The following is a 12,585-nucleotide window of genomic DNA, read 5'->3' on the forward strand; positions in this document are numbered from 1 at the left end:
GCATCTTGCGTGTTGGGCGACTTACTCCATGAGCGTTTTCGCCACAAGCCGATTCCGTTTCACCTATGGAAACACAAGCCTGAGTAACGGCGTGAATGTGAGTAAAATAGGGCCTTGAAGCGCTATTCCCACATTGCAATTGCGTTACCCGAGCAAGTGTCGCATCTGCGCCACGGCTGAACTTAGCCGCCATTTGCAACCATCGCCATTCGATAGTGCTTCACCGCCTCCGTCAGCAGGTCCGCCATCTTTCCCCGCCATCCGTCATCGAGGAGCAGTTTTTCGTCTTCCCTGTTCGAAAGGAAGCCTAGTTCCAACAGGATAGACGGCACATCTGGCGCCTGCAGAACGCGGAAGCCGGCATGGCGATGCGGATTGTTGATTGTCCCCACCTGATCCTTGAAAGACGCGAGCACGCTCTCTGCCAGAGAAATCGAGAAAGCCTGCGTTTCGCGGCGTGTCAGGTCGAGCAGAATATCGGCGACTTCGGGAGGCTCGGCCACGGTCTCCTTGCCGGCAATCTGGTCGGAAAGGTTTTCGCGGTCGGCGAGATCGGCGGCGAGCTTGTCCGAGGCCCGGTCGGAGATCGTGTAGACTGTCGCGCCGCGAATATCCTTCTGCTTCAGGGTGTCGGCATGCATCGAAATGAAGAGGCCTGCATGGTTCTGACGGGCGATCTCCACACGCTCGGACAGCGACAGGAACGAGTCGTCCTTTCGCGTCAGAAACGCCTTGATGCCGGACTCGCGGTTGAGGCGATCGGCCAGCGCCTTGGCGAATGCGAGCGTTACGTCCTTCTCCTGCGTCTTGGTATCGACGCCGATCGCGCCCGTGTCGATCCCACCGTGACCGGCATCGACAGCGATGATGAAATCGCCGTTGGCCGGCTTCTCCGGCGCAGGAATCGCACTGGTCGTCTGTTGAGGCGAAGGATCGCTCCATGACTGGGCCTTGACCAGTTCGATGAACTTGTCCTTGTCCGTCATTGCAGCATCGAGGACGAGACGATGCCCCTTGCCGTCCTCATCCGCCTGAACCTTGGCGACTTCCATCTTCACCGGCTTCTTGGCCGTCAGTACGATGCGCGCACTGTCCTGATCCATCCTTCCGTAACGGATGTCCTTGAATAGCCCCCTCGCCTCGAGGTCGGCGGTTGGGAACCCGAAGGCCGTCGCGGGCAGATCGATCACCACGCGTTCGGGATTGGCGATGTAATGGACCGAAAAATCCGGGGCCCGATCGAAATCGATGACGATACGGGTGCGTGCATCGTCGCCGATGATGCGGGCACCGTAGGCGAGCAAAGGCTCAACCTTGGCTGCATCATTTGCTCTCACGTCCGGAAGACATACAAAAACCATCGCCGCCACAGCGACGAACGCACCCGCAACCTTCGTCCTCCGCCATCCGGATATCACCGTCGCGGGTCGTACCCTCTTAAACAATCGACCGCCACACCTTAAATAACATTCCGATCAAGTTCTCCCGGTAAACGCGAAATTGCCCGTGTCGACGTCCTTCGCGGCCGCGGAGCCGAATCGGGGCCCTTAATCCCCGATTTTCTATGCCTTCCAAAATCCATCAATATTATGGCACATTTGGCTTTTCCCTTGCTATTGTGACAGAGAAAACATACAAGGATTTTTAGGGTAGAAGTGCTGACGGGATAGAGTCGCCTGCACGGCAGCCAAACCGATAAGGAACTGGCGCCACAACCGGCAATCGTCTGCCGTCATATGTGTTTCCACTCGAAATTGGATCCTGAATTTTCCGGCGTATGCGGGAACTTCATCGGTGGATAGCCACCAACCGCTCTTTACAGAGAGAGCAAACTCATCGGACCTGAACAAGGTCTTAGTTTTGTCGATCTCGCTTGGTCTTTGATGGTGTCGCAGCAGGTTTTATCTGAAGTCTACAGGCCCCGGGAGAATATCTCCCCCGCTGCTGTCTGGCTGCTGCCTTCCACACCGCACCAATCGCGACTTTCATTATCCGGCGCTGCAATGACGAGCCGCACCTCTTCTGTCTCATCGACACAAGCGGATGCTGACGTTCGACCGCGCCGAGGAGCACAGCTTACATGGCAGACAAGATGCTTATCGACGCGTCTCACGAGGAAGAGACGCGCGTTGTTGTCGTTCGCGGAAACCGCATAGAAGAATTTGACTTCGAGTCGCAGCACAAGAAGCAGATTCGCGGCAATATCTATCTCGCAAAGGTAACGAGGGTCGAACCCTCGCTGCAGGCCGCCTTCGTTGATTACGGCGGCAACCGGCACGGCTTCCTGGCCTTTGCCGAAATTCACCCCGACTACTATCAGATCCCGCTTGCCGATCGTCAGGCCCTGCTTCGCGCCGAAGCCGAAGAGCATCGCCGCGACGACGACGTCGAACATGTCGAGACGGCACCGGTCGATCTCTCCACCCAAGAGCAGCCGGACGTCGGTGTCGAAGCGCCTACAGCGGAAGCCGCGCCAGAGGTAGAAACTGCTGCCGTAATCGAGACGGTCGAGGCCGTTGCGGAAGTTGCCGAGGAAGCACCGGCCAAGAAGGCAAAGCCCCGCCGCAGCCGCAAGAAGGCAGCGCCGGCTGCCGAAGCGCCGGCAAGCGATGAGGCTGCCAGCGAAGCCACTGTTGACAACGATGACGAAGGCTCCTCGGGCAACGAGATGGCTGCAATGGTCGAGACGGACTCGATCTCCGAAGAGGTCGACGCGCGCCGCCGCAGCGATGACGACGATGACGACGATCACGACCACGAAGAGGAAGTGATCGAATCAGTCGGCGCCGAAGATGCCATGGAGGAAGTTCCCGATCGCGTCCAGCGCAAGCCGCGCAAGCAGTATCGCATCCAGGAGGTCATCAAGCGCCGCCAGATCCTGCTCGTTCAGGTCGCCAAGGAAGAACGCGGCAACAAGGGTGCTGCGCTCACCACCTACCTGTCGCTGGCAGGCCGCTATTCGGTTCTGATGCCGAACACCGCCCGTGGCGGCGGCATTTCCCGCAAGATCACCAACCCGCAGGACCGCAAGCGCCTGAAGGAAATCGCGCGCATGCTCGAAGTGCCCCAGGGCATGGGCGTCATCCTGCGCACCGCGGGCGCAAATCGCACCAAGGTCGAGGTCAAGCGCGACTTCGAATATCTGATGCGTCTTTGGGAGAACGTCCGCACGCTGACGCTGCAGTCGACCGCTCCCTGCCTCGTCTATGAGGAAGGCTCACTTATCAAGCGCTCGATCCGCGACCTCTACAACAAGGATATCGGGGAGATCATCGTCGCCGGCGAGGAAGGCTATCGTGAAGCGAAAGACTTCATGAAAATGCTGATGCCGAGCCACGCCAAGGTGGTTCAGCCTTATCGCGACATCCACCCGATCTTCTCGCGCTCCGGCATCGAGGCGCAGCTCGACCGCATGCTGCAGCCGCAGGTGACGCTGAAGTCGGGCGGCTACCTGATCATGAACCAGACAGAAGCGCTGGTTTCGATCGACGTCAACTCCGGCCGTTCGACCCGCGAACATTCGATCGAAGATACGGCGCTCCAGACGAACCTCGAGGCGGCCGAAGAGATCGCCCGACAGCTTCGCCTGCGTGACCTTGCGGGCCTGATCGTCATCGACTTCATCGACATGGAAGAGAAGCGCAACAACCGCGCCGTCGAGAAGAAGCTGAAGGAATGCCTAAAGAACGACCGCGCCCGCATCCAGGTCGGCCGCATCTCGCATTTCGGTCTTCTCGAAATGTCGCGCCAGCGCATCCGCGCTTCCGTTCTCGAATCGACGACGCAGGTCTGCTCGCATTGTGGCGGCACCGGCCACGTCCGTTCGCAGTCCTCGGTTGCCCTGCATGTCCTGCGCGGCATCGAGGAATACCTGCTCAAGAACACGACGCACAACATCGCGGTTCGCACGACGCCTGATATTGCGCTGTACCTGCTCAATCACAAGCGCCAGACGATCGTCGACTACGAAGTCCGCTTCGGCGTTGCGATCATTATCGACGCAGACGGCTCTGTCGGCTCGCAGCACTTTGCGATCGACCGCGGCGAGCCGGTCGAGAACCCGGTCAAGATCGAAAGCCTGTTCAACTTTGCCGCCATTCCCGATGACGACGACGATATCGTGGTCGAAGTCGACGAGGAGGAAGAAGAGGAACTGGAGGCCAAGCCGGCCGCCGCTGAACGTCCGGCACAGCGCGCCGAAGGCGATGGAGAGGGCCGCAAGCGCAAGCGCCGCCGCCGTCGTCGGGGCCGTAACGGCAACGGCGAGCCGGTAGCCACCGACAGCAACTCTGCCGAGGCTGAGGAAGGCGACCAGACCGGCAGCGATGACGAGGATGAAGGCGACCAGAGCGTCGCCACCACCTCGGAAACGCGTGACGAAGGTGATGAGACCCAGCGCCGCAAGCGCCGCCGTCGTGGCAAGCGCGGCGGCCGCCGCAACCGCGAGGAAGGCGGCGAGCAAGAAGCTTCTGCGGCGGAAGTGGCAAGTGACGGTGCTGAGGATGGCGAGACAGAGGTAACCGCCGCCGAGGTGATCGAAGCTGCCGCTGACGAAGCAGTCGAAGCTCAGCCAGCGATGGCAGCTGTTGAAACAGGCGCCTCGGTTACTGAGGACGTGAAGCCGAAGCGCGCACGTCGTAGCCGCAAGGCATCTCCGATCGAGGAGCCCGTTGTGGAAGAGGCCGCGGCGGAAGCGGCACCGACCGCGGAAGCTGAAGCCGAGTCTGCAGCCGCAGACCTCGCAACGCCGGCCGTCGAAGACGCAAAGCCTGTCCGCGCCAACAGGGAGTCGAACATCTCTTCATCTGAACCGACGGTTAAGTCGACGCGCAGCGATGCCGCGGAAAGTGAAGGTGACGGCAAGCCGAAGAAAGCTGGCTGGTGGCAGCGCCGCGGTTTTTTCTAAGACTGATCTTCGGCGATAAATAAGCAATACGATCCGGTTGCGGCGACGCAGCCGGATCTTTTATGCTCTCGTGAGATCGACGTCTCACCTGCTCCGTAGCGAAGGAGCGCAGGTCAAAACCACCTTGGATAGCGCGACCATGCCTGAGCAAGCGTTTGTCGCGGCGCAGATGTTCCGGGCCGGATGCCTACCGCTGATAGCCAGATGATGGCCCCTAAGGACCGCTGACGAAGGCTGCTACGTACTCTTACAAAGTGCCACCCTTGTCGACACATCGGGGATACACGTCTCCGGTTGAATTACACCTGTGATCAACGGGTATGGCCAGCAGGCACGGGAGAGGCGATATGGACATGAAACAGATGATGGCGGCGGCTTTGTTGATGGGGTGCGCGCTTGCCGAGCAACCCGCTTACGCGCAACAGCCACAGCTCCAGCGCACCGATATTGTAAAAGGCGATCTAAGCATTCCTGGCCATGAAGCCGTGCAGGTTCGGGTAGATCTTGAGCCCGGCGCGGTGTCAATCAAACACAGGCATCCAGGCGAAGAGATTGCCTATGTCCTCGACGGCGTGATTGAGTATCAACTTGAAGGCAAAGAGCCCCTGACGATCAAGGCCGGCCAGGCCTTGTTCATTCCCGACGGAGTGGCGCATGTGGCGAAGAACGTGGGCGACGGCAAGGCATCCGAGCTTGCGACCTACGTCGTCAGGAAGGTGTCGGAGCTGGTTCAGCCCGACGAATGAGCCTTGGTGAGTGCGCTCGACGCACCTCAATCCCGCTCGGCAATCGCGGTCTCGTGCGGGTATTCTCCGTAAAACGCCCGCCAGTTCGCGATCGCGAAACCAAGGACCACGAGGGCTCCGCCCTGATGCAGCAGCCCCCAATGAAGCGGGACTTGCAACAACAAGGTGGCGATTCCAATCGCCGCCTGAGCCATCACTAGCACAAAGAGAACGACGGCGCGTCGAGCATGCGTCGTGGACGGCGCTGCAGCAAGGGCAATGATCATGTTGACCAGCGTCACTGCAAACAGGGTGTAGGCACCCAGCCGATGGAGGAACTGCACCGTCTTGGGGTTCTCGAAGAAATTGATCCAGGCCGGTTGCTGGATCAATAGGTCGGAGGGAACGACGGAGCCGTCCATCAACGGCCAGGTGTTGTAGGTAAAGCCGGCATCGAGGCCAGCGACGAGCGCACCGAGATAGATCTGAAAAAACGCAAAAACGGCGATCACAGCGGCCCAGACATGCGAGCCCGGCGTGGGCGCCGGATCATCGGAGTGAGGGGAAAGCCCTCGCATGATCCACATGCAGGACGCGAAGATGAGACAGGCCATGACAAGGTGCGTTGCCAACCGATACTGGCTGACGTCGGTTCGGACGGAGAGCCCTGACGATACCATCCACCAGCCGATCGCGCCCTGCAGTCCACCCAGCATCAGAATTCCGAAGAGAGGCCAGCGCAGCCGTCGCTCCACCTTTCCTGTTACCCAAAAATAGAGCAACGGCAACGCGAAGATGACACCAATGCCGCGTGCAATCAGACGGTGGGCCCACTCCCACCAAAAAATGCCCTTGAACTCGTCGATGGTCATTCCGTCATTTATTTGCTGATACTCGGGAATGCGCTGGTAGAGCTTGAATTCCTCGTCCCATTCCGCGGCGCTCAGAGGCGGAATCACGCCGTGGATCGGCTTCCACTCGGTGATCGACAGGCCCGAATTCGTAAGTCTGGTGGCGCCGCCGACGATCACGAGACAGAACAGTGCCAAGAGCACAAAGCCCAGCCAAATGCGAACAGCCCGGCGATTGCCCTCCTGCCGGCGTATCTCACCCAATATCTGCTGTTCGGTGCTCAAGTTCGCGATGGCCATGGCTGCTCCTTACGTCCGGTAGTTGATTTGCCTGAGCGGCTCATGCAAAACAAGCCCCGAACCTTTGCGGCATGCCGTCGCGGCAGTTCAACACCAGTGCGAAAGATATCTGATGCCTGTCCGCCTCCGGAAATTTATCGGTACGATCCTGATCGTCGTGCTCGTACTCGCCTACGCGGTGCTTGCAAACACGATCGCAGTCGCGACGCTCGGCAACGCTCCATGGTGGGGGCAACTCCTCTACTTTTTCCTGACCGGGCTGCTGTGGGTTCTTCCCGCCATGGTTATCATCAAATGGATGGCAGGGCCGAAGCAGCAGTGAGCCGTTAACGTCAGGATAACCGTGATCGACGGAAAGCACGGTGCGTCGTGGCCCATAAACGAAATGGATGCCCTGCTACCCTATTCTCCGCGCTAGCAAGTCAGACCGGAGAAAAACCGTGCAGGCGCAGAAGCTTCCTGTTCCAGATAAAGCGCAACATTCGAGGGAATCCGACGCGGGCATTTCCGAATTGCGGGCGCTGACCGCGCAGCTTGCAGTGACGGAACTCGATATCGTCGTCCTGGATGGCTTGGAACCGCTGGAAGAGCTCTGGCGCGAGCTCGATCGCGACGATCTGAATTCCCTACACCAAGGTTACGACTGGTGCATGTCGTGGACTAACGCCCATGGAAACCCACTATCGATCGTCTGGGGCAGGCTTGGCGAAGAGACCGCATTTATTCTGCCAATAGAGATAAACAGGTTTCACGGTTTCCGCACCGCCAGATTTGTCGGTGCAGATCACAGCAACATCAACACGGGCCTCTTCACAGCACGCTTCATCGAGCTGGCCAAGGGTCTCGAGCGCCGAAAATTCGCGGAGTTGCTGCGTCGCGCTCTGGTTGGAAGCGCCGACCTTCTGTTGCTGCAGAACATACCGCTGGAATGGCGCGGACGCCGCAGTCCTCTAGCGCTGTTGCCGATCGTCCAGAACCAGAACCACGCCTACCATCTTCCGCTCCTGGCAGACATGGAAACGACACTCCAACAAGTGAGCGCAAAGGGCCGACGTAAGAAGTTTCGAACGCAGCTGAGACGTCTGGAGGCGCTCGGCGGGTTCGACTACATTTCTACCGGAACTTCGTATGAGCAACATCGGCTGCTCGATCGCTTCTTCGAGCAGAAGGGCGAACGATTCAAGGCGCTTGGACTGCCGGATGCGTTCGAAGACTCAAAGACCAAGGCTTTCCTGCACGGCGCACTCGACATTCGCGACCCCGACAGCAAGACGGTGGGGCTGGAAATGCACGCGATCCGCCTGAAGGGCGAGTACGATGGTCATATCGCGGCCCTGGCTGGTATTTCTCGCAAGGGCGACCACATCATCTGCCAAATCAGCGCAATCGATGAAAGCTTGGCGGCGGATGCGAGCCCTGGCGAATTCCTATTCTGGCAGATGATCGCCGGGCAGCATGGCAAGGGCGTCGGCCTGTTCGACTTCGGCCTTGGCGACCAAAGATATAAGCGCTCATGGGCACCAGTAGAAACCGGGCACTATGACGTTGTTCTGCCGCTTTCGTTACGCGGCAGAGTGGGCGGCCTCGTTCACCGGGCAATCACACGATGCAAAGCTTTCATCAAGTCTCGCCAGAAGATCTACCAGCTTGTCCAGCGCATACACCGGATGATCGGCGTTTGATCACGCGGCATGCCGAGAGATCGGGCTTTCAAGGGGCTCGTCGCTATCGGACATCAGCACGACACGCCCGTAGCCGGCCGCTTCGAACTCGGTCATAGCGGTCACGAACTCCGGCTCGACGATCTCAGGCATGGAGAGGATGATTTCGACGTCCTTGCTCTGCGTCAGGCGCGAAACGCCGGCCACGTCGGCAGCGCCGCATTCCACGATCACGAGATCATAGGCCGAGACCAGAGCGTCCAACAGCAAAGACAGCCGATCGGCACCGCGCATCGCCCGGCGCGGATCGCTGATACCTTGCGGAATGAAGTGTGCGTCGGAGCGGCTGTCGCCATGGATCGTATCGCCGAAGGCCGCATCCCCGCAGAGCAAATCGGTTATGCCGAGCATGTTGCGATCCTCGGCCATGAGGTCGGTCGGCAGCCCCGAGCCCGTCATGTCGACTAGTATGACACGCGAGCCATCCTCGGCTAACTTGCGCACAAGCGATACGGTTGCCGCCGAGCCGTCATTGCCGGTCGGCGAAATGGCGATGGCCAAAGGCGCTCTGCTGCCGCGAAGGTAGCCCGAGACAGATGCTATCGAGAACTCGTTCGTTTCGACGGCACTTTCCTCCTCGACTGGCTCGGCAACCGGCTCCTCGTCTGCGGGTGTAGCCAACAGGCTCGGTGTAGCCACCCGCCTGGCGGAACCGGCAGTCGTCGCTTCGGGCTCCTCTGCTTCATCACGCACCACCTTCTCCTCGGGTGGCTCGACGGGGCGGAGTGCCCGACCGCTGAAGAGTTCGGCGAGAATGATCACAATCGATGTCATAATGAAGGTTGCCAACGCAGCGACGATGACGATCGGCAAAACCTTCGGGAAATAGGGATCGACGGGTTTTATCGCCTTCGACACGATACGTGCGTCGGCTGGGCTTGAATTCTTGTCGGAGCGCGACGCCGCCTCGCGGTAACGAGAGAGATAGCTTTCCAGGAGTTGCCGCTGCGCCGTGGCTTCGCGCGTCAGGGCATTTAGACCAACCTCGTCTTCCCCAGCCTGGGCGCTGTTGGCCTTCAGTTTGTCGGCCTGCCGCTCCAGTTCCTTTTGGCGAACCGCAGAGACCTTCGCTTCGTTTTCGATGCTTGCGAGGATCTTCTGCGTCTCCTGGCGAATCTGTGCCTTGATGTCCGAAAGCTGCGCGCGAAGGCTCTTCAGTCGCGGATGGTTATTGAGCAACGACGTCTGCAGGTCGGAGATCTGCGACTGCAGACCTGACTCCGTGCTCTTCAGCCGCTGGATCGACTGAGACGACATGATGTCCTGTAATGTATCGGATGGCTCACCGGAGGAGAGAGCATTGCGTACGGACTGAGCACGCGCCTCGGCATTGGCGCGCTCTCCCCGGACCCTGGTAAGCTCTGCCGAAATGTCGTTCAACTGCTGTGTGGCGAAATTCGAGCCGCCGTTGGTCGGCAGCAGTCCGTGCACGGCGCGGTATTCCGCCACCTTCTGCTCGGCATCATTGACCTTCTGGCGGAGATTTTCGATCTCCGGCTCCAGCCAGCGCGTCGCCTCGGAATTCGAATCCAGCTTGGCGCCGCTCTGGGTGGCAAGGTAGACCGCCGCCATTGCATTGGGGATTGTCGCCGCGAGCTTCGGATCCTTCGAGGTGAAGGTAATGCCGATCACGCGCGATCCCGGCACCTGATAGACCTGAAGCCTTTCCATGAAGGCGTCGATCACGCGCTCTTCGGGGGGATTCTCATACGGGTTTTTCTTGAGGTGGAGCGCCACCAGGATATCGGTGAGTGCCGAGCCATTCGCGGCCGCATCGAACTCCGGCAAATCGTAAAGCTTCTGGCCGTTGATGACCTGCTTGATGAGGTCCGAGGACTGGAGAAGCTGCACCTGGCTCGCAATATTGAGCTCGTCCAGCAATGGTCCCGCATTGGTATCGTTTACCTGCGCATTGGCGAAGGCTGGGGCACGGGGCTCGATCAGGATGCGCGTTTCGCTTCGGTACTTGGGGGAGATCATCTTAGCGCCCGTGAAGGCGATCCCTGCCCCCAACGCGGTGATTGCCAGGACCTTCAGCCGGCGTGCCCAAACGGCGCGGACCAATTGTCCAAGATCTATGTCCACATCCTGATTACCCGATACGCCGGACATGCTTGTACTCCAAGAACAAACGTGGCCGCGAGGGTAAATCACTATAGTAACCCAACGGTTAATGTTTGCGCCGCCCCTCCGGCGGCACATCGACCGGTCGAAGTCAAAAAAATCGGCGGTTTTTACCGACCGTTAACCCTAACGGATTGATAACGGCTGAGATCGAATTCGTTTTCCTATGAGCAGACGCGATGCCCTTCGCACAGCCCAAGTTCCTGATGGCTCTGAGCCTCGCCGCCACGACCGCGGTCCTGAGCGGCTGCAATAGCTACAAGCCCGCCCCCCAAGCCTTCAACCAGGCGACGATCCAGCCCTATTCGCTGGACAGCGGCGACCGGCTGCGCATTACCGTGTTTGATCAGCCAAGCATGACCAACACGTACACGATCGACCAGGCCGGCTACATCGCCTTCCCGCTTGTCGGTCAAGTCCCTGCTCGCGGGCGCACGCTGCAGCAGCTATCGGGGCAGATCGCGCAGAAACTCAGGCAGGGCTACTTGCGGGATCCCGACGTCACGATCGACGTCGACCGCTACCGCTCGATCTTCGTTATGGGCGAAGTTGGCCAGTCCGGCCAATACGCCTACCTTCCCGGAATGACGGTGCAGAATGCCGTTGCCGTTGCCGGCGGCTTCACCTCGCGCGCCAATCAGGGCGCGGTCGATGTGACCCGCAAGATTAACGGGCAAGTAATCACGGGGCGCGTCAATATCTCTTCGGCGATCATAGCCGGCGACACCATCTATGTTCGCGAACGACTGTTCTGATCCGCGATGACTGAACAGCGTCCGCTCCGCATTCTCCATTGTTTCAGGTCACCGGTTGGCGGAATCTTCCGCCATGTCCGCGATCTGGTGCTAGAGCACAGCAAGGCGGGGCACGAGGTCGGCATTCTCTGCGACAGCTCTACGGGCGGCGAGCATGAAGACCGTCTATTCGACGATATTCGTCCCTTCCTGGCGATGGGTTTGACGCGCATGCCGATGCGGCGGCACGTCAGCCTCTCCGATCTCGGAATGCTCTGGGATACGTACAAGAACATCAAAAGTTTGCGGCCGGATGTGCTGCACGGTCACGGCGCCAAAGGCGGTGTGCTCGCGCGCCTTGCCGGCTCAGCCCTGCGGGTGAACAGGTATCGCGTAGCCCGCCTCTATACAGCGCACGGCGGAAGCCTGCATTATTCCCGCAGATCGCTCATGGGGCAATTCGTGCTCCGCATGGAGCGCCTGCAGGAATACTTCACCGACGCCCTCGTCTTCATCTGCGAATACGAGCGCGATGCGTATACGAAGAAGGTCGGTCGACCACGGACGGAAACGCGGCTGATCTACAACGGGATCGGTGAGCGTGATTTCGAGCTCATCCCAACCCGTTCAGATGCAGTCCACTACATCTACGTCGGCATGCTGCGGGACCTTAAGGGTCCCGATCTCTTTGTGGAGGCCTTCGCGAAAGCGGAGCGTATTCTCGGACGTCCGCTTTCGGCCGTGATGGTCGGCGACGGACCAGACCGCGACCGATACCGGGACATGATGATCGAACGCGGCCTGGGCAAGCGGATCAGCATGCTGCCGGCAATGCGCGTCCAGCAAGCCTTCGCAATGTCCCAGAATCTCGTCGTGCCGTCACGCGCCGAAGCCATGCCTTACATCGTGCTCGAGGGTCTCGGCGCCGGCAAGACCATCATCGCAACTCGTGTTGGCGGAATTCCCGAGGCATTGGGCAGAGATAGCCCGGCCCTTGTCAACCCTGACGATTCCGACGATCTCGCGCGCGCCATGGCGGATGCGATCCGCATCCCCGATTGGCATGACGCCGTGATGCCGCCGATGGAGCAGGTGAAGTCGGTTTTCTCGGCCTCGGTGATGGCCAATGATGTCCTGAAATTGTACCACGACGTCCTGGAGCTCCAATCCGGGCAAGCTCTTGCGGTTGCTTCGTAAAAGTTTCTTAGGGGCTTCCTGCTATGC

General features: G+C 59.6%; 9 protein-coding genes. 6 read left to right on the forward strand and 3 right to left on the reverse strand.

Going from position 1 to position 12,585, the window contains the following annotated elements; all coding sequences use genetic code 11:
• Positions 1–182: 182 nt before the first annotated feature.
• Complete coding sequence (locus tag FHX09_RS18840; RefSeq protein ID WP_132592248.1) at positions 183–1,361, reverse strand: N-acetylmuramoyl-L-alanine amidase; 1,179 nt, start codon at positions 1,359–1,361, stop codon at positions 183–185.
• 719 nt (positions 1,362–2,080) lie between these two features.
• On the opposite strand from FHX09_RS18840, the gene FHX09_RS18845 reads away from it, so the two are divergent.
• Positions 2,081–4,906, forward strand: a complete 2,826-nt coding sequence (locus tag FHX09_RS18845; protein ID WP_132592246.1) for a ribonuclease E/G — start codon at positions 2,081–2,083, stop codon at positions 4,904–4,906.
• 347 nt (positions 4,907–5,253) lie between these two features.
• Positions 5,254–5,652, forward strand: a complete 399-nt coding sequence (locus FHX09_RS18850; protein ID WP_132592244.1) for a cupin domain-containing protein — start codon at positions 5,254–5,256, stop codon at positions 5,650–5,652.
• Positions 5,653–5,678: 26 nt separating this feature from the next.
• On the opposite strand, the gene FHX09_RS18855 is transcribed toward FHX09_RS18850, so the two are convergent.
• Positions 5,679–6,782, reverse strand: coding sequence for a COX15/CtaA family protein (locus FHX09_RS18855; protein WP_007801123.1), 1,104 nt, complete (start codon positions 6,780–6,782; stop codon positions 5,679–5,681).
• A 112-nt stretch (positions 6,783–6,894) separates the two neighbouring features.
• On the opposite strand from FHX09_RS18855, the gene FHX09_RS18860 reads away from it, so the two are divergent.
• Together FHX09_RS18860 and FHX09_RS18865 are read left to right on the forward strand one after the other, a co-directional pair.
• Entirely contained in the window at positions 6,895–7,104 is a 210-nt protein-coding gene (locus FHX09_RS18860) for a DUF2842 domain-containing protein (RefSeq protein ID WP_007801121.1), read from the forward strand.
• 118 nt (positions 7,105–7,222) lie between these two features.
• On the forward strand, positions 7,223–8,464 hold the full coding sequence (locus FHX09_RS18865) for a GNAT family N-acetyltransferase (protein WP_132592242.1): 1,242 nt from the start codon (positions 7,223–7,225) through the stop codon (positions 8,462–8,464).
• Here the strand turns inward: FHX09_RS18865 and FHX09_RS18870 are convergent, their stop codons facing one another.
• Positions 8,465–10,615, reverse strand: coding sequence for a Wzz/FepE/Etk N-terminal domain-containing protein (locus tag FHX09_RS18870; RefSeq protein ID WP_184450500.1), 2,151 nt, complete (start codon positions 10,613–10,615; stop codon positions 8,465–8,467).
• Between the two features lie 191 nt (positions 10,616–10,806).
• Here FHX09_RS18870 and FHX09_RS18875 point away from each other — a divergent pair, with 191 nt between their 5' ends.
• On the forward strand, positions 10,807–11,382 hold the full coding sequence (locus FHX09_RS18875) for a polysaccharide biosynthesis/export family protein (RefSeq protein ID WP_007801115.1): 576 nt from the start codon (positions 10,807–10,809) through the stop codon (positions 11,380–11,382).
• Positions 11,383–11,388: 6 nt separating this feature from the next.
• Entirely contained in the window at positions 11,389–12,558 is a 1,170-nt protein-coding gene (locus FHX09_RS18880) for a glycosyltransferase family 4 protein (protein WP_132592238.1), read from the forward strand.
• The last annotated feature ends 27 nt before the right edge of the window (positions 12,559–12,585 follow it).

Source organism: Rhizobium sp. BK538 (assembly GCF_014197575.1).
GTDB lineage: Bacteria > Pseudomonadota > Alphaproteobacteria > Rhizobiales > Rhizobiaceae > Rhizobium.

Coding starts and splice junctions, on each gene's coding strand:
- FHX09_RS18840 (WP_132592248.1), bottom strand. CDS start 1,361: ATGGTTTTTGTATGTCTTCCGGACGTGAGAGCAAATGATGCAGCCAAG.
- FHX09_RS18845 (WP_132592246.1), top strand. CDS start 2,081: ATGGCAGACAAGATGCTTATCGACGCGTCTCACGAGGAAGAGACGCGC.
- FHX09_RS18850 (WP_132592244.1), top strand. CDS start 5,254: ATGGACATGAAACAGATGATGGCGGCGGCTTTGTTGATGGGGTGCGCG.
- FHX09_RS18855 (WP_007801123.1), bottom strand. CDS start 6,782: ATGGCCATCGCGAACTTGAGCACCGAACAGCAGATATTGGGTGAGATA.
- FHX09_RS18860 (WP_007801121.1), top strand. CDS start 6,895: ATGCCTGTCCGCCTCCGGAAATTTATCGGTACGATCCTGATCGTCGTG.
- FHX09_RS18870 (WP_184450500.1), bottom strand. CDS start 10,615: ATGTCCGGCGTATCGGGTAATCAGGATGTGGACATAGATCTTGGACAA.
- FHX09_RS18875 (WP_007801115.1), top strand. CDS start 10,807: ATGCCCTTCGCACAGCCCAAGTTCCTGATGGCTCTGAGCCTCGCCGCC.
- FHX09_RS18880 (WP_132592238.1), top strand. CDS start 11,389: ATGACTGAACAGCGTCCGCTCCGCATTCTCCATTGTTTCAGGTCACCG.